This window comes from Acidipropionibacterium thoenii DSM 20276 (genome assembly GCF_000423445.1).
Taxonomy (GTDB): domain Bacteria; phylum Actinomycetota; class Actinomycetes; order Propionibacteriales; family Propionibacteriaceae; genus Acidipropionibacterium; species Acidipropionibacterium thoenii.
The window spans coordinates 1-20,652 of the sequence record NZ_AUHZ01000006.1; the positions used below are offsets into that span (position 1 = coordinate 1).

The window sequence follows — 20,652 nt, forward strand, 5'->3', positions numbered from 1 at the left end:
GAGGTCGAGGTCACCTGGAGCGTCTACCAGCCCATGATCGCCGCCTACCGCCACGAGAACCGGCGCCACGGCCGCGAGCTGATGGCCCGGCTCATCGACTCGATCAGCACCGGCGTCCCCAAGGCCCTGGTCGAGATCACCAAGCTCGGCAGGACGCTGAAGAAGCGCGCCGCCGACGTCCTGGCCTACTTCGACCGGCCCAGCACCTCCAACGGGCCCACCGAGGCGATCAACGGCAGGCTCGAGCACCTGCGCGGCTCGGCGCTGGGGTTCCGCAACCTGACCAACTACATCGCCAGATCCCTGCTCGAGACCGGCGGGTTCAGACCCCGACTACACCCTGGATTCGGATGAGCCAGATTCCGGCCTGAATCCACTCATCTCTGCGCCGCCGGATCGTGGTGGCTGAACAGGTCTCATCCGCGATCCCCTCATAGGGGATGCCCCACTTGAGGACCTGGATGAGCTTGTCGAAGACGATGCGCGCATCCACCCGGGGGCGGTGGCATCCCAGGGGGTGAGTGTCCACCACGGGTGGAATCAGGGAGTGGAACTGGTCCCAGATGGGTTCGATGATGGAAGATGGAAGAGCGGGCATGAGGAACTTCCTGGCAGCACTGATTTCTTGGTCGAAACCGTGTGTAGCAGGCCTCATGCCCGCACCCCCACAACGACACGCTCCCCACCTATCGGCGGAACCTCTTATGCGCAGTTGGACTGGATCACCCATGACGAGACGGTGAGAAGCTCGCTCGTGGAGGTGATTGACCGGGCGTTCGCATGTCGCCCCTACCCACCCCCGAGGAGCGAACCTCTCACCTTCACCAGCTGGTCAGTACCCCAGACCGTAGGGAAGTTCGGGATGCTCGGCGGAGATCTCCATCAGCCTGTTGTACTTCGCCACTCGCTCACCGCGCGCCGGGGCGCCTGCCTTGAGGTGACCACAGCCGGTCGCCACCGCCAAATCGGCGATAAAGGTGTCCGGGGTCTCGCCGGAACGGTGCGACATGAACTGCCGGTAGTTCGCCGCCGCGCAGGTACGCTGGGCATCCAGGGTTTCCGAGACGCTACCGATCTGGTTGAGTTTAATGAGTGAAGCGTTGGCCACGCCCTTCTGAATACCCCGAGAGATGATCGCTGGATTGGTGCAGAAGATGTCGTCACCGACCAACTCAATCCGGTCGCCAAGCCGTTGGGTGAGGCGCTGCCAACCATCCCAGTCATTCTCGGCCAAGCCGTCCTCCAGAAGCCATATGGGGTAGTCGTCGACCATCTTTTCGTAGCGCGCGATCATCTGGTCAGAACTGAAACGCTTCTCCGCGACGAGATAGTAGCCCTCGCTGGTCCGGAACTCCGAGGAAGCGGGGTCCATCGCAATCGCAACCCCCTCGCGCCCAGGTGTGTATCCAGCCGCCTCGATTGCTGTTACGAGAGCATCCAGCACCTCCTCGGGCTGGGTGATGTCGGGCGCGAAGCCGCCTTCGTCTCCAAGACCGACCGGGTGTCCCGCGGCGGCCAGTTGCTTCTTGAGCACCGCATAAATCTCCGAACCTGCTTGCACCGCCTTGGCGATGGTCGGCATTCCAACGGGGCAGATCATGAACTCCTGGAAGTCCAGCCGATTGGCGGCGTGCACTCCTCCGTTGAGGACGTTGAAGCAAGGAACCGGGAGACGTGGGATCTGGGACCCGATCGTCGGCAGGACTTCAAAGAGCTCCTTGCCCTGGGATACGGCTAGGGCTCTGGTGAAGGCCATCGAGACGCCGAGGATGGCGTTCGCGCCGAGCTCTGCCTTGTTCTCGGTGCCATCCAGGTCGATGAGCGTCCGGTCAAGCTCCCCTATGGTCCCGAAGGACTTGCCGATGACTGCATTCGCAATGGGACCGGTGATATTCCGAACCGCCTTGAGGACGCCCATTCCGGAGAAGCGGTTCTGGTCGCCGTCACGCAGTTCGACGGCTTCGCGGGTACCGGTGGAAGCTCCCGACGGAACCTGCGCCTCGGCGCGGGTGCGGCCGTCCAAGGTCAGCTTCACCTTGAGCGTTGGGCGACTACGAGAATCGAGAATCTCTAGAGCGTTGAGACTAGTGATGGTGGGCACTGCTACTCCTCAAGCAAATGTGCACGCGGTTCCCACACGTGCAGTGACGTGCAGGGACCATCTGCCATTTGGCGGTTCGGGAGAGCTCCCGGGCGGGTTCCATCGCCCTGCTGCCAACAGTAGCAGTGGCGACAGGGATATCCCCGCTGGGAGGCACAACGGACAGTGGCCTGCGGCGGGCCCCAAGCGCCGCATCCGCGCACCCGATGCATCGGAGGGACGGGGGCGAATCGGCCGCGGATGTGGAGGTTTCGCTCGGGGAACGGGCTGGTGTGGTCATGAGGGGTTCCGTCGGTGGAACTCTCACTCGCGGAACGGGTCTTGGGGGCGCTGGGAGCGACGGGGAGGCCACTTCCGTGAGTGAAATGCTCACCTGGGGGTTCGGCACCCAGCACTTTGGCTGCATCTGACGGTGGCGACGCGCGCTGGCGCCGGCGCAAACCCCGGGGACATCGCGGGGAGGGCCCTGCACCTGTCGCCAAGCAGCCCACTGAGGGCGCGATTCCGCGGTCTCACCCCTCGGCGCTCCCCGGTGCAACCCGTATAAGGTGTTGCCGGGGTCATCTCGAGGCGGGTCAACCGCCGCACGACCCCGAGGGCGATGGACCCCACCCGTGACCGAGCGACGAGATGTCGGCCACGAACCGCCATGTGCTGATGGGCCCTGTCTCATGGGAGGACTGTGTCCGCGCAGTCTTCAGGAGGCGGGCGCCCGGCCCGCCGGATGGTGAGGTGGCAGATGGCAGACTCAGACACCGGCCCGGTGCCGCAGCCCGGCCTGGACAGAATGGTCGACTTCAGATCGGGGCCCGTCCTGGCCGCAGTGGTCCCCGACCAGAACCCGCTCGTCGTGGTGACTGCAGCGCGATTGGTCGCCGCGGTAGGCCAGTCGGTCGTTCAGTTGGCCTATGTCGACACCAGCCGGTATACCGTCGAGGAGTTGCCCGACGGATCGGTGCACCACGCCCCGCTGAGCCCCGACGCCGATGTCGAGGACTGGCACAGGGTGCGCGCCGAACTCGAGACCCAGATCGGCGAGGTGCTGGCTGGGTCCGGGACCTCCTGGAAGCTGTGGTACCTGGCGGGCCGACCCGACCGGTCCCTCACCCATCTGGCGCGAGTCCTGGACGCCTCCGTGATCGTCATCGGAACCCGCCACTCCCGGGGCGGACACCGTTTCGGCGAACTCCTGGAGGGGTCGGTGGCCGGCCATCTGGCCCACCACCAGCACCGGCCGGTGCTCACCGTGCCGGTCGAGACGATCGACTGGAAGGATTGGCGCACACCGTGGAGGCGATGACATCGGGAGCACCCGACACGCCGGACGACGGGGACGATCGTCCGGACCGCCGGGAAGAGACCACGGCGGGCATCAGGCACCGGCCTCCGACCGGCGCCGGGGGCAGGGGCCAACTGCAACGGCACCCCACCCCCACCTGGGCGCTGGCCGTGCTGGTCGGGGCGGGCGGCTGCCTCGGGACCCTCCTGCGGGCGGTACTGGAGAGCGCCGCGGCCACCCCGCACGGCGACCTCCCGGTGACCACCCTGGCCATCAACCTGGTCGGCTCGGTGGTGCTGGGTGCGCTGCTCGAAGGCCTGGCACGCACCGGGGACGACGTCGGAGCCCGCAAGGCGGTGAGGCTGGGGGTGGGCACCGGAGTGATCGGCGGGTTCACCACCTACTCCACCTTCGCGGTGGAGGCCGACCGGTTGATCGGCGGCGGCTCGCCGCTGCTCGGCCTGGACTATGCGGTCGGGTCGGTGATCGCCGGGGTGCTGTGCGCCATCGGCGGGATCGTGCTGGCGCGCTGGTTCGTGTCCCGATCGGCCGGTCGGCGCGACCGCACCAGGACGGGGGAGAACCGATGATCTGGTTGTTCGTCTCCCTGGCCGGTGGGCTGGGGTCTGCCGCCCGGTTCGTCGTCGACTCGTGGGTCGCCCGTCACAACCGTCTCAACACACCGCTGGGCACCATCGTCATCAATGTGACCGCCTGCTTCATCCTCGGCCTGGCCACCGGCATGGGGATCGACCACACCATGACGCGGTCCTGGACGTCGGTGATTGGCACCGGGTTCTGCGGCGGGTACTCCACCTTCAGCACCGCCTCGGTGGAGGGGGCGCGGCTCATCCTGGTGGGCCGACCGTGGGTCGGGCTGGTGCATGCTGGCGGGATGCTGGTGCTCTGCCTGCTGGCGGCGGGGCTGGGGATGACGCTGGGCTGAGGCCGCGGTGGAGCGGCGCTCAGCCCAGCGTCTCGAGCTGGCTGGACGACACTCAGCCCAGGACCGCCAGCTCCTCCTCGGTGAGCTCCAGATCGGTGGCCCTGAGGGAGTCCAGGATGGTCGCGCTGCGGTGCGAGCCGGGAATCGGGATGACGTGCGGTCCCTTCGTCAGCTCCCAGGCCAGAATCACCTGGGCGCGGCTGACGGAGCGGGCATCGGCGATTTTCTGGAAGGGTTCGAAGAGCGCCTGGTCGAGGGCCGCCCGGTACCCGCCCAGCGGGCTCCACGCCACGAATGCCAGGCCGAGCTCCCCGGTGACCTCGATCTCGGGCTCCGAGCTGCGGAAGCCGGGGGAGAACTGGTTCTGCACCGCGACCAGCCGGTCCCCGAGGATCCGGTGGGCCAGACGAATCTGGTCGGGATTGGCGTTGGAGATGCCGACCACCGAGGCCACCTCCTCGTCGATGAGGTCGGCCAGCGCGCCGACCACCTTCTCGTAGGGGACGTCGGGGCTGGGACGGTGGGAGTACAGCAGATCGATGGTGTCGACCCCCAGCGCACGGGCCGACTCGTGGGCGCGCTCCTTGAGGTGGTCGGGGTCGTCGTCGATCCCCCAGGTGGGCTTCCCATCGGTGAAGTTGCGGAAGTGACCGACCTTGGTCGCGATGGTGACCCGCGACTGGTCCCCCGACCAGGTGCGCAGCGCTTCCGCGGCCAGCTCCTCGCCGTACTGCGGGGTGTCGCCGGAGGGGTAGTAGGCCCAGGCGGTGTCGATATGGGTGACGCCGGCGTCCAGGACGTCGTGAATCACGGAGATCGCGGTCGCCCGGTCGGGGCGTCCCTCGATCGCCAGCGGCATGTTGCCGTAGGAGATGGCGCTGGCCTGGTAGGGGCCGAGCTTGCGGTACTTCATCGGATCCTCCCGAGTGCGAGGTGAGAAGGGGAAAGCGTCGATCACGACCCTATCCACGAGCGGTCATCCGACGGCTGTCGCCCCCAGTCCCCAAGTGCTGCCAGAAACGGCGAATGGCTCGTGACCGGATCTTCATCCGGTCACGAGCCATTCGCATCGTGTGCGCGAGAGAGGAGTTGAACCTCTGACACAGAGTCCTCTGACTAGGGATTAAGTACCGACACCCTCTTAGCATGCATTATACGTGCAATAGGGTCTCCAAGGATCCCGAACCGACCACCCGACCTCACTCATGAGATGTCCCCTCGCTCCGGCCGTGGAGCACCTCGAAGGCCACGATGTTGCGTACTGCACCGATCTCGTGGCACAGATCCAGTGCATCGAGCTCGGCCTCGTCGAGCGGCTCGCGCCGGTGCTCGGCCCAGGCCAGTTCGAGGCCGGCGTTGAGGATCTTGGACAACGGGTCAAGTGCCATGGGGTCCTCCTGGTCAAGAAGACATGACCGGTCCCCATCATGACCGATGCGCTGGTTCGGCGTCCAGCCTCGGACCAGCATGGCTGGCATCGGGGATGAGATGCCCACGCGAGGTATGGCTGGCATCGGGGATGAGATGCCCACGCGAGGTATGGCTGGTGTTAGAGGATGTCGGGGCTTTCGAAGAGCGAAGCGAGGCGTTATGCGAAGCCAGAGAAGGAATGCCGCATGGTAGAAGAAGCCGGCAAAGCAGCGGCTTCCCCAAGAATCGCATTGATAGAACACCTAGAGTCACTCGACTCTGACATGACGCCTGCCGGAAGACCTTGACAAGAAGTATGAGCGGTGCTATGTTCGTGCCCTCCATAGATCACGACGAGGTGATATGGACTCAAGAAAGGCGATCTCCGATATAGAGAGTCGTGTGGAAATGGGACTTTTTTAATCGTTGAGCTAGCAGAAGGGGGACTATATAATGAAAACGAAGGCACTCAGATGTCTGGTCGCAGTTCTATTCTCGGCACTAATGGCTACCTCGGCAGTAGCCACATCTGCTCAGGCGGCAGGTCCAGAACGAGCAACAACGGAAGTGAATCCGGTTTCCGTCATTGCGAAGGCTAAGCATGATTCACCAAAGAACTTGGCGGAAAAGGTCGCGATCCTAAAAAAGAGCGACGCCCTTATGAATCTCTTTGTGGGATCCCCAGACAGTAAGACCACGAATACGTATCTCGAGTTCTTTGCCGCCATTTCGACCATTGATCAAGTACGAGGCTTCGTCGAGAATACAGCAGGTAAGCACTTCGTCGCTTCCGGACCAGAGTCCAATCCAACTGTCACTCTTGAGGATGGTCTGCCAATCTCTGCTAGGGGCTCTTGCTGTAAGTGCTGGAAGGCTCGTGTCGCATCGATAGCATACTTTGCGGCATCGGGTCTTACGTGTGCCGCTGTGGGGGCGATGACTGGTGCTGTTGGTGGATTTGTTTGCGGCGGAGTGTTTTACGCAATGGAATCCTTGCCAAACTTTGATGCCGCGTGTAAATGAAGTGTTCTCGCATCGATATAGTTACGTTCCTCGTAACTGTGACTGGGTTGCTTCTCCTCTTCTGGGGAATAGACCTGATCCTGCATAAAAGTCCAGACGTATTTGTGCGTGTAGCAGCCGCTTTACTGGCTGTTTCTGTAGGGCTAGGTGTTGTATGGGGGCGTTGGAAAAGAAGAAAGGAGAGTTCAGACAAAAACGCTCGCAATTGGCAGTGATCTGGTGTTCTGGATCAGAAGTTATTGGCCGGGCTGAAAAGACTCTGAAGATGTCGAACCCCTTCAGCTGAATCGACGCAGCGTACTGGTGATGAACGGGCGGTCCTGACCCACGTGGGTCAGGACCGCCCTAGAGCTCGATATGAGCCAGACCCCGATGATGGCTAATCCAGGAAGACTCTCAGCGTCTCCCCCGACTGGGAGGGTACTTTCTGGTGCAACTGAGCCGAGGTGATCGCGATGGGCTGGAATATTGGCTTCACTCAGGCCAACTGTCTACTACATCGCGCTACCTCTGTCAGTCCTCCTCGCCAAGGTCTGGTTCATCGTCGAGGAAGGACTCCTCGACGTAGTAACCGTCCTCGTCGTACTGGTTCGAGCCGATCTCGTCATCGTGACGAGTCGTCTCGGCCATCTCGACCATCCGCTCAGCGTCCTCGTCGACCATCGGCGACCAGCCACCCAGGGCCGCCGGCGACAGGCAGGTGGCGCAGCACACCATGCCGGCGTTCATGTACTCGAGCAGGAGGTTGAGATCGTGGCCGGCATGGAACTCCCCGGTTTCCAGGTCACGTCCGGGGTAGACGCCGCAGAAGGGTCTCAGGTCGTCGGGGGATCGGTAGAGGTGGTGCACGACCGTGCCACTGGGGGCCTCGGGGCGTGCGGAGTCGTACTGGTGGAAACGATGGTTGCGGGCCATGCCGGCCAGTGTGTCACGTCGTGGCGCAGCGCGATCTCGTAGACGAGGAAACAACACGCGGGCCCGGGGTGACCGAGTCCTGGGGAACAGGTTCTGGGCGGGTGCGTGGGTGTGCGGGTTCGGTGGACGAGGTGAGTGGGCAGAGGGTGGGGGAGCATCGGGTGGGGCGGGGCACCGCGGGTCGCCCGGCCTCGGTCATCTGCGTTGTCCGTGGCTGGGCGGGCAGGACCCCCTTTCCAAGGGGGTGCCGGGTCCCCGGTGCCGGCCGGCCGAGCGTGCTGGCCGGCCGGGTGGGTGGTTGAGAAGGAACAACAGCGCCGACAACGTCAGCAGTCAACTCACACATCGAAGTGGTCATTGTCGCATCGGGTGCTGCTGGCAGCACGTGATGCGACATTTCATTGACAACCGATAGAATCTGCCCAGGTCATGATCGTCTGGCCGGCCAGACAGGAACCGAGGGCAGACCCATGGGTGATATTCACATCGTCGAGAAACCGAGTCAGTCCCAGGTGAACGTGGCGGTCAGCAGCTACCTCGACGACCAGCGCAAGCAGGCCCTCGAGGAATACAAGAAGGCCGAGAAGGCCAGGCAGCGCGACGAAACCTTCAAGCGTCGCCTCGACCACCACCTGCAGATTGCAGACGCCCGGCGCGCCGAGCGTGATCGCCGGTATGCCACCGACGAGACCTATCGCCATGAGGTCGACGCAAGATACCGTCGCCAGGCCCATCGAAAAGTGCTGTGGAGATTCATCCTCATCAGTGGTGCGGCGCTGTACTTCGGTCTGCTCGGTCTCACCCGGTTGCTGCTCATCGGGTCCGGCAGTATTGAGAGTTCCATGGTGCGTGATTCCGCCAACAATCACACCTGGATCACCTCGGTCGTCCTGACCCTGCTGGGAGCCGTCATCTTCGCCCACGGTGATTACTACCGGATGCGCAATGACAGCACCGCGGACCGTCGGGCCTGGTACAAGATCCGGATCCTCGTCCATCTGTGGGCGGCCGTCCTCCTCGTGTGGATCGGCTTCCTTGTGATGAACCGGTTCGGGGTGGGTGCGCTGTCGGAGGGAACCCGGATCCAGGACCTCTACCTGAGCCCCGTCCTCGGGATCCCGGTGGTGGCGGCCTGGATGCTGTTCTACGGAGCCATCTGGACCCCGATCAGGCTGCACCGGCTCCCGCGGTACGACGTCATCTGCTGAGAACCCGGACGGAGCCCGGGGATCACCCGGGGTCCGTCCACGGTGACCGTGTCCTGTTTTCCTGGGACAGATCAAGGATGAAACAATGATATTGCAATGATCTCGATGGGAACGTCCCACCGGGACCTGTCGAGATCGACGACATGGGGGTCCAGTACCGATGCGCACCATCAGATCCACTCACCGACGAGCGGCCGTTCTGGCCGGATTCACTGCGGTGGCACTCGCCGCCTCTCCGGGACTGACAGCGTGCAGCAGCACATCGAGCTCGTCCTCGGCGGCCGGCAATTCCTCCGGTTCAGCATCTGTTCCCAGCGTGCCCGCAGGGGCTGTCTACCAGTTCGACGACCAGCGCAACCAGAACACCGACACCACGACCGATCCTGCGGTGTTCAAGAACACCGCGGTGCGGATCCAGCTGTCCGACGATCTGGCCAAGGCCGTGCCCGCCGGTAAGAAACTCGACGTGAAGAGCTTCACCCTCACCACCAAGGGCTTTCCCAGTGGGATGTGCCGCACCGATATCGACATCGAGTACGCCCCGGGTGGCCTGGAGGTATTGAAGAGCTATTCCACCGAGTACAGCTATTACGACAGCAAGGGTGTTCGCATTGTGAAGAAGGCCACTGTTCCTGAACGAGTCGGTCTGGGAATTGGCGTGGGACCGACGTCGAGCGTCTCTGCTGTTCCCAGCGATGACAGTCTCAAGAAGGGCGACTTCATCACCGAGGACTTCTCCCACATCACCAGCGTCGCACAGTGCGGCGAGGAGGTGGCGGGCCTGTGATTCGTGTACATCCCGGTCAACAGGAGCACCTCACCGTTCGCCCATGCGGCCGTCCAGACGAGCAAGGATCCCAACGACCCGGCCCTGTCGGTCACAGGTGAGGTCAATGGGGCCGACATCGGCGTGAGCGGCAAGTGGGAGCCAGCCTCCAGCTCCAACAGCTGATCCCGGCCGACGCACGCTCGGCCCACCGATCGCCCGAACACACCAGGCCCCCTGATCCACAGTGGATCAGGGGGCCTGGTGTCTGTGTGTCATCCGAGCGCCTCACTCGTCCTCGTCGTCGACCTCATCGTCACGGTCGACCCGCGGGCTCTGCGCCGGCTGGGCCGCAGGCTGCACCGGCTGCTGGACCTGCGGGGCAGGCGCTGGCTGCTCGATGACCGTGGGCTCGACCGGAGCCGGTCGTTCCACGATCACCGGCTGACCGGACGGCAGGGGTTCCTGGTGGATTGGCTGCTGCGGTGCCGGTGCCTCCTGGATCGGTGCCGGAGCCTCGTAGACCGGTGCGGGTGCCGCAGTGACCGGGGCCTGGAAGGCCGGGGTCTGCGGCTGGTACTGCACCGGCTGCGCGGGTTCGGCCGGTTCTGACGATGGCTCACCACAGCGCCGGCCGCAGCACCGGCGGCAGCACCGGCCAGCGGTGCGGCTCCTGGCGAGGCTGCCCCGACAGCGGCACCGGTGACAGCGCCTGCCGCCGCACCCTTGGCCGTCTTGTGACTGGACATGGGCCTGGGCTTGGAGCCGGCTCACGGCCTGTTCGATGCGAAGCCTCCCTGTCCTCAGGTCCACGTCGCGACGGCGCAGACCCCGGACCTCTCCGGAACGCAGCCCGCACCAGGCGGCGACCATGAGCGCCACCCGGTAGCGCTGGGGGACCGCCCGCATGTAGGCCAGGGTCTGGTCGGCGCTGAGAGCCTCCACCGTGGCGGCCGAGTGCCGGGGCCTGGGCTTGCTCGCCCCCTTGAGATGGCCGGCGAGACCTCGATGAGCTCGTCATCGACAGCCTCCCTCATCACCGAGCTCAGCAGCTGGTAGGCCCTGGCGTTGGTCGTCGGGGTGCTGGGCAGCTGGTCCCACCACCGGACGACGTCGGCCCGTCTCACCTGGTCGAGTTTCCCGCGGCCGAGATCGGTGTCGGTGATCCTCAGCCTGGCGTCCTTGCGGTAGAGGTCGACGGTGGTGGGGGACAGCGGGCGGTGAGATCTGTCGCGCCGCCGCTCGATGACGACATCGATCCACTGGTTGACGGTGACCATGGCGTCCTCGCGGGCCGCCTGGGCGATCTGCTCGGCCTGACGCACGGACGGTGGGGTCCACCGGCCGTCATTGATGAGCCGGCGTTCGTCGGCGAGCCAGCCCTGGGCGTAACCCTCGTCGACGAACGTCGAGGAGGCCGCGTGCCGCTGACCGTCGGGGCCGACGTAACTGGCCTGCACGTTCCCGCTGGGCAACCGGCGCAGATAGCCGAAGCTCCTCCGCCTGCTGGATCTCCTGGCCATGGTTCCTTCCTCCGTGTTCGGGGGCCCCTTGCCCGGGTCCCGTGCTGTCGTGCGATCTACGTGCGATAAGAAACCGTGGATCTACCCGTTTTTACCCCGTTTTGCTGTTTTGCCCCTGAGACGCCAAATGGCCGGTGACTAGGGTTTTCACCTAGTCACCGACCATTTGATCAGTGTGCGCGAGAGAGGAGTTGAACCTCCACGTCCCAGGGGACACTGGCACCTGAAGCCAGCGCGTCTGCCATTCCGCCACTCGCGCATGGACCCGCCGTGCGAACCCAACCCGGAAAACATAGCACGGCTTCGGCAGATGAGGAAAATTGCAGGTCGCGGTGGAGGACCCGGCGACCCCAGCGCACGAACGGTGATCACAGCGCACGAATGGCGGTGACGACGGCGATCGGAGGTGACGACGGCGGCGACAGCACACGAACGGCGGTGACGACGGCGGTTGCGTACAGTGACTGCGTGTTCGAACTTCTGGCCGCCGCACTGGCCCTGGGCATTGCCGGCTTCGACCCGCTGGGTTCGGTGGTGCTGGTCGCGGCCCTGGGCCTGGGCGCCCGGCGAGCCGGGGTCATCGCCCTGGGTGGGGTCTCGGTGGGCACCTCCCTGCTGCTGGCCCTGGCGGGAACATTCGGGCTGACCGAGCTCGCCCGGCGGATGGGCATCCATCCCCCGCACATCCCCCACCCGGTGTGGCTGGTGGCGGTCGCCGCGGTCGGACTGGCCCTGGTGATCTGGGGGATCGTCTACCTGCGTCAACGCTCAACGCCCCCCGGCGGCGGAGACGACGGCGTCGACGGTGACGGCGGTGAACCCGAGCAGGCCACCGATCAGCGGGCCGGCGGACGGGCCCGTCCCCGGTCCTCCAGTGCGCGCGCCCTGGCGCTGAGCGGCCTGCTGGTCGGACTGTCCTCGCTGGCCGATCCGGCCTTCTGGGCGATGGTGGTCCACGCCGCACGCTGGACGCGCCGGTCCTGGACGATCACCGAGGCGCTGATCTGGGTGGTGTGCAGTCACAGCCTGCTGATCACCCTGGTGGTGGTCTACCTGGCGGTCGGCGCGACACGGGTCGAGCATCTCGTCGGCGAGGTCACCGGCTCCCATGCCACCGCGGTGCGACGGATTGTCGGCATCGCGGCGGCCGGATTCGGCGTCGTCCTGATGATCGACGTCGCGGTGGCGATGACCACCGGGTCGTGGTGGTTCAGTCTGTGAGGTTCCGCTCGACCGGCACCCGTCGGCGTCCCGACCTCCGGACCCCGACCAGCACCCCGCCGGCGATGCCCAGCGCCAGGCCGACCAGTCCGGCGCCGATCGCCACCAGCACCTGAGGACGTCCCCACGATCCTGACTGCACCCCGATCGTCTGACCCCGCGGCACCGGCCGGCCCTGGGATGCCGCCGCACCGACCGCATTCGCCCGCGCGGCGACGGCGTCCAGGGTGGCCCTGAGCACCTGCGGGGTGTAGCGCCGGTGCACCACCAGACCCGACTGCAGTTCGGAGTCGAGGGTGGACTGCATGGTGAGGATCCGCGCCATCGCAGGCGCCGCGTCGCACACCGGGTCCCCGGCCAGGCAGATCGAGAAGGTTCCCGGATACGCCGTCGCCGGTATCAGAGCCTGGTGGTCGGCGATGTCGGTGCGCGCCGCCGACATGTCGAAGGATCCCTTGTGGACGTCGATCGTGGTCTGGATGAGAGTCCTCACCTGGGCGCCGCGGTTCTCACCGGCGTCCCCGACCTGTCCCCTGAGGTAGTACAGCAGGGCCGCCAGCCCGATCGAGTTGAGCGGGGCCGTCCCGGAGAGCTCCTGGACGTTCTGGCCGGGATGGTGGTCGGGGTTGCCGGCCAGGATCGCGCCGGCCAACCGGGTGCTGACGTCGGTGCGGGCCAGCGCCTCGGTGATCGCCTGGGCCCCCTGGGAGAATCCGGCGAGCACCACCCACTCCCGGGGGCAGCGCTTCGACTGGCTGGTGAGCAGGGCCGACAGCCGCGTCGCGCCGGTGGCGGCGGAGTCGAAGTACTCGGTCGAGGGCATCGTCTGGTCGAACAGCAGGGAGCTCATCGAGGCGTTCCGCAGGGTCAGCGGGTCGGACGCCTGGTAGTCGAGCCACACCTGACGGACCGTCCCGCGCCCCTGCCATCGACTCGCCAGGGCGTCGCGGATGCCGGTGATGGTGGTCCCGTAGGGGGCCTTCTCGCCGGACCCGCGCACCCCCACGAACATCAGTGAGGCGCAGGGCTGGCTGGACGCCCTGGCCGAGGACACCGGCACCCCTCGCCACCCCTTGCCGGACGCCGCGCCGGTCCCGATCGCAGAGGGCCGGGCTGAAGAGGATCCAGAGGAGGATCCAGATGGGGATGCCTCGGTCGAGGACGCGGGGTTCGATCCGGTGGAGGAGTCCGGGGCGACCGAGCTGCCCGATCCACCCGGGTCGCCGGGGTCGGCGGCGGCCGCCGGGGCGGCGAGCAGACTCAGTGTCAGCACCAGACTGATGATGCGAGCCGGCTTCCCGAGGTGGTGGTGCAGCAGGGAGTGCAGTCGGGAAGCCATGACCCCAGTCAACCAGTCGTCGCCAGCGCCGCCCGGGTCGGTCCCAGAGGAGCGGTGGGAGTCCTCAGTCGACGATGAAGGTGCCCGTGATGCTCGTCGAGTCCAGCTCGCTGGTGTGGATGGCGAACCGGACCTGCACATTGGCGGCGTCGTCGGGAGCCGCCAGCCGTGCGGTCGGCAGGGCGTGGACGGTGTGGATGTAGCGGTGCGCCGGACCGGGCGGCGGGAAGGGGCCGGAGTAGCCGTCCTCCTGGGCGTCATTGACCCACTGGCGCGCCCCCGCCGGCAGCGGACCGCCCTCGGGAATCTCGGTGACGTCGGCCGGGATGTCGGCGAGGATCCAGTGCCAGAATCCCGACCCGGTCGGTGCATCGGGGTCGTAGATGGTGATGGCGTAGGACCTGGTGCCCTCCGGCCCCGGTGTCCAGGACAGCTGGGGGATGACATCGCTGCCGCCCACATTGGGGTGCGCATAGGTCAGACCGATCGGCTCGCCGTCGGTGATGGAGGTGCTGGTGAGTTCCATGTCGACTCGTCCTTCCTCGTGGAGTGGGTCCCATCCTGCCGCCTGAACCCGCGGTTCGCCCGGACAACCGGCTCATCGGGCGCTGCGGCTCCGGCGGTTCGGCCCGGACCGGCCCGCTCCGGGGAGATCCGCACCGGATCAATCAGGTCAGTGCTGTTTCTGTCAGTCCATCCGGGCGAAGGCCCGGGTCCGCAGGACGAGCTCGTCGGCGTCGTCGCACTCGTCGAGATCCACCGTGGCGGCGATCGACCAGTCGTGATTGCCCTCGGGATCGTCGATGATCTGGCGCACCAGCCAGATCCGCGAACCGCCCCGCCCGGACTCCTTCTCGACCATGAACAGGGCCGGGGAACGGGCATCGGGCCCGTCGTTGAGCTCCTGGTGCTCGTCCCAGTAGGCGCCCAGGGCGTCCTCCCAGTCGTGGACCTTCATCGGGGAGCCCTCGGGCTCCAGGGCGGCCAGCCCCTCGAAGTCGTCGTCGGCGGCCAAAATCACCTTGCGGAACATCGCATTGCGCAGCGCCACCGTGAAGGCCCGCCGGTTGGAGGTGAAGGTCCGCACCGGACGGACCTCCTCGGCCCCCTCCTCCTCGGGCGGATGGGTCAGCGCCTCCCACTCGTCGATGAGGGAGGAGTCGGTGGTGCGGATCACCTCTCCCAGCCAGGCGACGATGTCGGCCAGATCCTCGGTCCGCTCGGCCTCCGGCACCGTCTGACGCAGCGCCCGGAAGGCGTCGGTGAGGTAGCGCAGCACCAGCCCCTCGGACCGCTGCACCTTGTAGAAGGCGCAGAACTCCCCGAAGGTCATCGCTCGCTCGTACATGTCGCGCACGATCGACTTGGGCGACAGGGCCGACTCGGGCACCCATGGATGAGACGGCGAGAAGATGTCGAACAGGGCCTGCAGGGTCTCCTCCAGAGGCTTGGGCCACTCGACCTCCTCCAGGGCCGCCATCCGGTCCTCGTAGTCCATCCCGTCGGCCTTCATCTCCCCGATCGCCTCGCCGCGCGCCTCGTGCTGCTGGGCGTAGAGCACTGTCATCGGGTTGTCGAGGGTCGCCTCGATCACCGAGACGACGTCCAGGGCGTGCTCGGGGGACTCCGGGTCCAGGGTCTCGATCGCCTCGGCGGCAAACGAGCTCAGCGGCTGGTTCAGTGCGAAATCGGACTGCAACTCCTCGCTCATCGCATAACGGCGCCCGCCCGGGGTCGGCTCGGCCAACCGGTGCACCACCCCCGAGCGCAGCAATGCATGGCCCAGTTGCAGCGCGCGACGGTAGAGCCGGCGCCGCTCCCTGGGGCTGGAGGTGGCACCGTCGACCAGATGGCGAACCGCCACCACGGTGTCCTCGTCGCGCGAGAGCAGATTGAGCAGCATCGCGTCGGTGATCCGCATTCTGGCGTGCAGGGTCTCCGGCACCGAGTCGATCAACTTGCGGAAGGTCTCCTCGTCGTAGTTGACGAACCCCTCAGGAGCCTTGTGCTTCTGGAGCCGGCGGGCCTTCTTGGCGTCCCCGCCGGCCTTGGCGAGGGCCTTCGCATTGGCGACCACATGCTCGGGCGCCTGCCCGACGACATATCCCACGGTGTCGAATCCGGCCCTGCCGGCCCGCCCGGCGATCTGGTGGAACTCGCGGGACTTCAGCACCCTCATCCGCGACCCGTCGAACTTCGTCAGGGAGGTGAACATCACGGTCCGGATCGGCACATTGATCCCCACCCCGAGGGTGTCGGTGCCGCAGATCACCTTGAGCCGGCCCTGCTGGGCCAGGGTCTCCACCAGCCGCCGGTACTTCGGCAGCATCCCGGCATGGTGGACGCCGATCCCCGCAGTGATGAACTTGCGCACCGTCGACCCGAACCCCTTGGAGAACCGGAAATCGGCGATCTCGGCGGCGATCTCATGGCGCTCCTGGGTGCTCACCAGTTTCACCGAGGTGAGCGACTGGGCTCTCTCCAGGGCGGCCTTCTGGGAGGGGTGGACGATGTAGACCGGCGCCTTGCCGTCATCGACCAGGCCGGCGATGGTCTCGTGGTCGGGCTGCATCGACCACTCGTAGAGCAGCGGCACCGGGCGGGTCACGCCGGTGATCACCTCGGTGGGCCGGCCGGTGTCCGCGGTGAGGTTCTCGGCGAGCTGGCTGACGTCTCCCAGGGTGGCGCTCATGATGATCTGCTGGGCCTGCGGCAGTTCGGTGAGGGGCACCTGCCATGCCCAGCCGCGGTCCGGGTCGCCGATGAAGTGGAACTCGTCCATGATCACCTGGTCGACCGCCGCATGCCGGCCCTCGCGCAGCGCGATATTGGCGAGGATCTCGGCGGTGCAGCAGATGATCGGGGCGTCCGGGTTGACCGAGGCGTCTCCGGTCACCATGCCGACCCGCTCGGCCCCGAAGATCTCGCACAGTGCGAAGAACTTCTCGCTCACCAGGGCCTTGATCGGGGCGGTGTAGTAGGAGCGGCCGCCGCCGGCCACGCAGGCGAAATGGGCGGCGGTGGCGATCAGTGACTTCCCCGATCCGGTCGGGGTGGTGACGATGACATGGGAGCCGGTGACGATGTCGAGGACCGCCTCCTCCTGGTGCTCGTACATCGTCAACCCGTCGGCGGCCACCGCCCGCTCGATGTGATCGATGGCCATGTCCGGGTCGATGGCGCGGGCGCCGGGGGAGTCCCAGCCGCGCGGGCGCTCCCCGCGGTCGGTGGTGATCGGTGCTCGGCCATCGACCATGTCCTCCAGAGCCTCGGCCAGTCGCACGATCTCTCCGTCTCCTCGATGTCGTGGGGCGGCGGTTGCCGCTCGGCGCCTGACCCACGCTATCCGACGTGTCGAGGCAGATGAGCCCCTGCAGCCGGGGATCGCGGGGGGCGGAGTTGGGGGCGCCGATGCCGGATAGGCATGATGGGGGCCATGAGTTCTGAGCCGACGTCTGAAGTCGGGCGCCTTCCCCTCCCCGATCCGGTGCTGGCCTCGAGGATCGTGGCGGTGCTGCCCGATGTGCCGGCCTCCGACCTCTTCGCACCCCTCGAGGTGATGGTCCAGGAGAAGGTCACCGTCTTCAGTCTTCCGGCCCCCGATGTCGAGCGGTTCCGCACCATCACGACGGTCTTCGGGGCCCGCGCCACGTTCGGCGCCCACGGCGTCCTCGACCCCTCCGCCCCCGATGAGCTGATTGCCGCCGGGATGGCCTTCTGCCTGCCGGTCGCCGCCTCGGCGCAGCTGCTGTCGGCACTGCGGCAGGCCGGGATTCCGGCCGCCCCCGACGCCCTGACCCCCGCCGAGGTGCGCGCGGCCTGGGCCGGTGGTGCCGATGCCGTCCAGGTGGTTCCGGCCGACATGGGCGGCACCAGCTACCCCGAACGGCTGGCGGAGCTGGCCCCCGGGGTCGCCTGCCTGCCGCGCGGCGGGCTGGGAAGCTTCGCGATGCGCCAGTGGTTGAAGACCGGGGCAGTCGCGGTCTGCATGGACGACACCCTGGTCGGCGATGCCTGCGAGGGCGGCACCCTGCCGGCTCTGCGGGAGCGGTGCCGGTCGGTGCGGGGAGTGGTCACCGACCTGCAGAACTGATCGGCCCGGACGCCGGCACGCCGGGGGTCGACCGGCGCTGAGCACCGCTGCGATGACCGGGATCCTCCCGGGCGCCCGCCGTCGGCTGGCCCGCCGTCGGCTGTCGACGGATCAGCCGAAGAGGTCGTTGGCCCCGTCCTCGGGGCTCTGATCGGCGTCCTCGGGATGACGACGTCGATGGATCCAGCGGGCGATCGCCCGGATGATCCACCCGATCCCGGCCAGCACCAGCAGGCCGGCCACCACCACGGCGAAGGCCAGCACCGCGGTGCGGCCGCCGAGGGCCGCCAGGAACCCGGGAGGGCTCGGCCGCTCGGATCGGTCACCGGCCGGCAGCACCGACCCCGCCTGGGGCGAGGCCGTCCCGGTGTCGGGTGGCTCAGGGCTCTGCAACCCGGGGTCCGATGAGTCGGGGGAGTCGGTGGCCGAAGAACTGGGACCGGTCTGCGCCGATCTGCCCGCTGCCGACGACGGGTCGGCACCGGGCGAGGAGGTGGCCGCACCGGGGGCCGCCACCACATCGAACCTCCAGGACCGGGAGACCGCCCGGAACCGGGTGTCGCCGACCAGGCTCGCCTGGATCGTGTAGCTGCCGGCCGGGGTGCCCGGGGGCACCTGGAGGGCGGCGCTGAAGACCCCCTTGGTATCGCTGGCGGTGTAGGCGCGGGGGACGTCGTCGAAGCTGCCGCCGACAGCGATCGAGGCGGCGTCGACCGGCTTGCGGTGGGAGTCGGTGAGGGTGCCGGAGATCCGGATGACGCTGCCGGGGGCGCCCTTGGCCGGGGTCATCGTGGCGGTGAGGGTGGCCGGCGGAAGAGTCGGGGAGGCCGGGCCGGCCGGACTGGGGGCGGGAGTGGGCGCGGCAGCTGCCGGGGCCGGACCCGAGGCCATCGCGATCGCCGTCATCGCGGCCAGCGCCGGCGCCCAATGGCACCGCCTGACACCGCTCACGGCGTCTCCCCTCTGCAGGTGCACTCTCGCCAGGTCCGATCGGCGGCCACCATCATTGCGGCGCCCGCACTCGAATCACAATAGTTGCGGACCCGCGCCCTGCGATCTCCTAGTGTGGGTGTCATGCAGACTCCGGTTGATGCCACCTCCACCCCCGCCTGGGCCGCTCTGGCCCGCCTCAAGCCCACCATCCTCGACGGCCCCCATGTGATGCGACGCTGGTTCGACTCCGACCCCGACCGCGCCGACCGCTACACCTTCGACGCCGCCGACCTCCACGTCGACCTGTCCAAGGATCTCCTCACCGATGAAGTCAGGGACACCCTGCTGGAGCTGGCCGAACAGGTCGGGATCACCGCCCGCCGCGACGCCATGTACTCCGGTGAGCACATCAACGTCACCGAGGATCGCGCCGTGCTGCACACCGCTCTGCGGCGTCCTGCAGGCGACGAGCTGACCGTCGACGGCCAGGACGTCGTCGCCGACGTCCACGAGGTCCTCGACAAGATCTACGCCTTCGCCGACAAGGTCCGCTCCGGGGAGTGGACCGGGGCGACCGGCAAGCCCATCAGCACCGTGGTCAATATCGGCATCGGCGGCTCCGATCTGGGCCCGATGATGGCCTACGAGGCCCTCAAGCCCTACGTCCAGCCCGGCCTGGAGTGCCGTTTCATCTCCAACATCGATCCCACCGACGCCGCCGTCAAGACCGCCGACCTGGATCCCGAGACCACCCTGGTGATCGTCGCCTCCAAGACCTTCGGCACCCTGGAGACCCTCACCAATGCCCGCTGCGTGCGGACCTGGCTGCTCGACTCGCTGGTCTCCTCGGGTGCCATCGAGGACACCGAGGAGGCCCGTTCGGCCGCCGTCGCCAAGCACTTCGTGGCGGTCTCCACAGCCCTGGACAAGGTCGCCGCCTTTGGTATCGACCCGGCCAACGCCTTCGGCTTCTGGAACTGGGTCGGCGGGCGCTACTCGGTCGACTCGGCGGTCGGCACCTCGTTGGCAGTGGCCATCGGGCCGGACGGGTTCGCCGACTTCCTCGCCGGTTTCCACGCCATCGACGAGCACTTCGCCACCGCCGATCCGCGCTCGAACGTGCCCCTGCTGATGGGCCTGCTCAACGTCTGGTACGTGAACTTCTGGGGGGCCGAGTCGCACGCCGTGCTGCCCTACTCCCAGTACCTGCACCGCTTCCCGGCCTACCTCCAGCAGCTCACCATGGAGTCCAACGGCAAGTCGGTGCGCTGGGACGGCAGTCCGGTGACCTCCGACACCGGCGAAATCTTCTGGGGGGAGCCGGGCACCAATGGCCAGCACGCCTTCTACCAGCTGATCCACCAGGGCACCCGGATCATCCCGGCCGATTTCATCGCAGTCGCCAACCCGGCCCATCCCACCAAGGATGGCGATGTCGACGTCCATGAGCTGTTCCTGTCGAACTTCTTCGCCCAGACCGCCGCACTGGCCTTCGGCAGGACCGCCGAGGAGGTCCGCGCCGAGGGCACCGCCGAGTCGGTGGTGCCGGCCCGGGTGTTCTCCGGAGACCGACCGACCACCTCGATCATGGCCTCGGAACTGACCCCCAGGGTGCTGGGTGAGCTGATCGCCCTCTATGAGCACATCACCTTCGTCCAGGGCGTGGTCTGGGGTATCGACTCCTTCGACCAGTGGGGCGTCGAGCTCGGCAAGAAGCTCGCCCTGCAGGTCGCCCCGGCCGTCTCCGGTGATGCCGCCGCGCTGGCCGACCAGGACGCCTCCACCCGGGAGCTGGTGACCTGGTACCGGTCCCACCGTCGCTGAACCCGGAGGGTGACCCCGCCCGGCTGGTGGGAGCACCGCTGCGAACCCTTGCGACTGCCCCGGCCGGGGCT

20 protein-coding genes, 1 tRNA gene, 2 pseudogenes and 1 riboswitch are annotated in these 20,652 nt (G+C 67.0%); of the genes and pseudogenes, 10 read left to right on the forward strand and 13 right to left on the reverse strand.

The genetic code is table 11. From position 1 onward, the window contains the following. Window positions 1-354, forward strand: a 354-nt coding sequence (locus tag G554_RS13960; RefSeq protein ID WP_036924053.1) for an ISL3 family transposase, incomplete at its 5' end; no start/stop codon positions are given. 1 nt (window position 355) lies between these two features. Here G554_RS13960 and G554_RS0101210 read toward each other — a convergent pair. Beyond that, window positions 356-598: pseudogene (locus G554_RS0101210) on the reverse strand (transposase); the annotation flags it as partial. 234 nt (window positions 599-832) lie between these two features. After that, a complete protein-coding gene (gene eno, locus G554_RS0101215; RefSeq protein WP_027586477.1) occupies window positions 833-2,101 on the reverse strand; it encodes a phosphopyruvate hydratase in 1,269 nt (422 codons plus the stop codon). A 44-nt stretch (window positions 2,102-2,145) separates the two neighbouring features. Then, window positions 2,146-2,217: riboswitch (Fluoride riboswitch) on the reverse strand. A gap of 623 nt (window positions 2,218-2,840) precedes the next feature. On the opposite strand from eno, the gene G554_RS0101220 reads away from it, so the two are divergent. Genes G554_RS0101220 through G554_RS0101230 form a run of 3 tightly spaced genes read left to right on the forward strand, consistent with a single transcriptional unit; the run spans window position 2,841 to window position 4,326 of the window. Further along, the gene (locus tag G554_RS0101220) at window positions 2,841-3,401 is read left to right on the forward strand and encodes a universal stress protein (RefSeq protein WP_027586478.1); all 561 of its coding nucleotides are present in this window, start codon (window positions 2,841-2,843) and stop codon (window positions 3,399-3,401) included. Then, the gene (locus G554_RS13965; RefSeq protein WP_084648240.1) at window positions 3,398-3,970 is read left to right on the forward strand and encodes a fluoride efflux transporter FluC; all 573 of its coding nucleotides are present in this window, start codon (window positions 3,398-3,400) and stop codon (window positions 3,968-3,970) included. Before G554_RS0101220 ends, G554_RS13965 begins: the two co-directional genes overlap by 4 nt. Continuing rightward, a complete protein-coding gene (locus tag G554_RS0101230; protein ID WP_027586479.1) occupies window positions 3,967-4,326 on the forward strand; it encodes a fluoride efflux transporter FluC in 360 nt (119 codons plus the stop codon). The genes G554_RS13965 and G554_RS0101230 overlap by 4 nt, the downstream gene beginning before the upstream one ends. 52 nt (window positions 4,327-4,378) lie before the next feature. Here G554_RS0101230 and G554_RS0101235 read toward each other — a convergent pair whose 3' ends face one another. After that, the gene (locus G554_RS0101235) at window positions 4,379-5,239 is read right to left on the reverse strand and encodes an aldo/keto reductase (RefSeq protein ID WP_027586480.1); all 861 of its coding nucleotides are present in this window, start codon (window positions 5,237-5,239) and stop codon (window positions 4,379-4,381) included. Window positions 5,240-5,525: 286 nt separating this feature from the next. After that, window positions 5,526-5,714 (reverse strand): hypothetical protein, encoded by a 189-nt coding sequence (locus G554_RS17470; protein WP_036924055.1) that lies wholly within the window; start codon window positions 5,712-5,714, stop codon window positions 5,526-5,528. Between the two features lie 526 nt (window positions 5,715-6,240). Between G554_RS17470 and G554_RS17475 the strand changes: the two genes are divergently transcribed. Further along, a complete protein-coding gene (locus G554_RS17475) occupies window positions 6,241-6,759 on the forward strand; it encodes a hypothetical protein (RefSeq protein WP_154654127.1) in 519 nt (172 codons plus the stop codon). Between the two features lie 513 nt (window positions 6,760-7,272). Here G554_RS17475 and G554_RS0101245 read toward each other — a convergent pair. Next, entirely contained in the window at window positions 7,273-7,674 is a 402-nt protein-coding gene (locus tag G554_RS0101245; protein ID WP_027586481.1) for a hypothetical protein, read from the reverse strand. Between the two features lie 470 nt (window positions 7,675-8,144). Between G554_RS0101245 and G554_RS0101250 the strand changes: the two genes are divergently transcribed. After that, complete coding sequence (locus G554_RS0101250) at window positions 8,145-8,882, forward strand: hypothetical protein (protein WP_027586482.1); 738 nt, start codon at window positions 8,145-8,147, stop codon at window positions 8,880-8,882. Window positions 8,883-9,198: 316 nt separating this feature from the next. Continuing rightward, window positions 9,199-9,669 (forward strand): hypothetical protein, encoded by a 471-nt coding sequence (locus G554_RS0101255; RefSeq protein ID WP_154654128.1) that lies wholly within the window; start codon window positions 9,199-9,201, stop codon window positions 9,667-9,669. Between the two features lie 267 nt (window positions 9,670-9,936). Here G554_RS0101255 and G554_RS18225 read toward each other — a convergent pair whose 3' ends face one another. The 4 genes and pseudogenes from G554_RS18225 to G554_RS0101275 all read right to left on the reverse strand — a co-directional run bounded on the left by G554_RS18225 (window position 9,937) and on the right by G554_RS0101275 (window position 11,430). Then, on the reverse strand, window positions 9,937-10,233 hold the full coding sequence (locus G554_RS18225; RefSeq protein WP_027586484.1) for a hypothetical protein: 297 nt from the start codon (window positions 10,231-10,233) through the stop codon (window positions 9,937-9,939). Window positions 10,234-10,265: 32 nt separating this feature from the next. Beyond that, window positions 10,266-10,397 (reverse strand): annotated as a pseudogene (locus G554_RS18620) (hypothetical protein); the annotation flags it as partial. A 54-nt stretch (window positions 10,398-10,451) separates the two neighbouring features. Continuing rightward, window positions 10,452-11,171, reverse strand: coding sequence for a hypothetical protein (locus tag G554_RS0101270; RefSeq protein WP_154654130.1), 720 nt, complete (start codon window positions 11,169-11,171; stop codon window positions 10,452-10,454). Between the two features lie 176 nt (window positions 11,172-11,347). After that, window positions 11,348-11,430, reverse strand: a tRNA-Leu gene (locus G554_RS0101275). Between the two features lie 209 nt (window positions 11,431-11,639). On the opposite strand from G554_RS0101275, the gene G554_RS0101280 reads away from it, so the two are divergent. After that, window positions 11,640-12,392, forward strand: a complete 753-nt coding sequence (locus G554_RS0101280) for a hypothetical protein (RefSeq protein WP_027586486.1) — start codon at window positions 11,640-11,642, stop codon at window positions 12,390-12,392. Here the strand turns inward: G554_RS0101280 and G554_RS0101285 are convergent. The 3 genes from G554_RS0101285 to G554_RS0101295 all read right to left on the reverse strand — a co-directional run bounded on the left by G554_RS0101285 (window position 12,382) and on the right by G554_RS0101295 (window position 17,014). After that, window positions 12,382-13,731 (reverse strand): cutinase family protein, encoded by a 1,350-nt coding sequence (locus G554_RS0101285; protein ID WP_084648215.1) that lies wholly within the window; start codon window positions 13,729-13,731, stop codon window positions 12,382-12,384. The genes G554_RS0101280 and G554_RS0101285 overlap by 11 nt on opposite strands. Window positions 13,732-13,795: 64 nt before the next feature. Then, the gene (locus G554_RS0101290; protein ID WP_027586488.1) at window positions 13,796-14,257 is read right to left on the reverse strand and encodes a YbhB/YbcL family Raf kinase inhibitor-like protein; all 462 of its coding nucleotides are present in this window, start codon (window positions 14,255-14,257) and stop codon (window positions 13,796-13,798) included. Window positions 14,258-14,419: 162 nt separating this feature from the next. Continuing rightward, a complete protein-coding gene (locus G554_RS0101295; protein ID WP_027586489.1) occupies window positions 14,420-17,014 on the reverse strand; it encodes a DEAD/DEAH box helicase in 2,595 nt (864 codons plus the stop codon). Between the two features lie 144 nt (window positions 17,015-17,158). Here G554_RS0101295 and G554_RS0101300 point away from each other — a divergent pair, with 144 nt between their 5' ends. After that, window positions 17,159-17,824, forward strand: a complete 666-nt coding sequence (locus G554_RS0101300; protein ID WP_051232218.1) for a bifunctional 4-hydroxy-2-oxoglutarate aldolase/2-dehydro-3-deoxy-phosphogluconate aldolase — start codon at window positions 17,159-17,161, stop codon at window positions 17,822-17,824. A 111-nt stretch (window positions 17,825-17,935) separates the two neighbouring features. On the opposite strand, the gene G554_RS0101305 is transcribed toward G554_RS0101300, so the two are convergent. Continuing rightward, a complete protein-coding gene (locus G554_RS0101305; protein WP_154654131.1) occupies window positions 17,936-18,775 on the reverse strand; it encodes a carboxypeptidase-like regulatory domain-containing protein in 840 nt (279 codons plus the stop codon). Window positions 18,776-18,898: 123 nt separating this feature from the next. Here G554_RS0101305 and pgi point away from each other — a divergent pair, with 123 nt between their 5' ends. Next, window positions 18,899-20,581: a glucose-6-phosphate isomerase gene (pgi, locus tag G554_RS0101310; protein ID WP_027586492.1), complete on the forward strand. Its 1,683-nt coding sequence runs from the start codon at window positions 18,899-18,901 to the stop codon at window positions 20,579-20,581. Window positions 20,582-20,652: the final 71 nt, after the last annotated feature.

Bases quoted from the DNA above. Each gene is read 5' to 3' on its own strand.
- G554_RS0101220 (WP_027586478.1), top strand. From the start codon at position 2,841: ATGGCAGACTCAGACACCGGCCCGGTGCCGCAGCCCGGCCTGGACAGA.
- G554_RS13965 (WP_084648240.1), top strand. From the start codon at position 3,398: ATGACATCGGGAGCACCCGACACGCCGGACGACGGGGACGATCGTCCG.
- G554_RS0101230 (WP_027586479.1), top strand. From the start codon at position 3,967: ATGATCTGGTTGTTCGTCTCCCTGGCCGGTGGGCTGGGGTCTGCCGCC.
- G554_RS0101235 (WP_027586480.1), bottom strand. From the start codon at position 5,239: ATGAAGTACCGCAAGCTCGGCCCCTACCAGGCCAGCGCCATCTCCTAC.
- G554_RS17470 (WP_036924055.1), bottom strand. From the start codon at position 5,714: ATGGCACTTGACCCGTTGTCCAAGATCCTCAACGCCGGCCTCGAACTG.
- G554_RS17475 (WP_154654127.1), top strand. From the start codon at position 6,241: ATGGCTACCTCGGCAGTAGCCACATCTGCTCAGGCGGCAGGTCCAGAA.
- G554_RS0101245 (WP_027586481.1), bottom strand. From the start codon at position 7,674: ATGGCCCGCAACCATCGTTTCCACCAGTACGACTCCGCACGCCCCGAG.
- G554_RS0101250 (WP_027586482.1), top strand. From the start codon at position 8,145: ATGGGTGATATTCACATCGTCGAGAAACCGAGTCAGTCCCAGGTGAAC.
- G554_RS0101270 (WP_154654130.1), bottom strand. From the start codon at position 11,171: ATGGCCAGGAGATCCAGCAGGCGGAGGAGCTTCGGCTATCTGCGCCGG.
- G554_RS0101285 (WP_084648215.1), bottom strand. From the start codon at position 13,731: ATGGCTTCCCGACTGCACTCCCTGCTGCACCACCACCTCGGGAAGCCG.
- G554_RS0101290 (WP_027586488.1), bottom strand. From the start codon at position 14,257: ATGGAACTCACCAGCACCTCCATCACCGACGGCGAGCCGATCGGTCTG.
- G554_RS0101300 (WP_051232218.1), top strand. From the start codon at position 17,159: ATGGGGGCCATGAGTTCTGAGCCGACGTCTGAAGTCGGGCGCCTTCCC.
- pgi (WP_027586492.1), top strand. From the start codon at position 18,899: ATGCAGACTCCGGTTGATGCCACCTCCACCCCCGCCTGGGCCGCTCTG.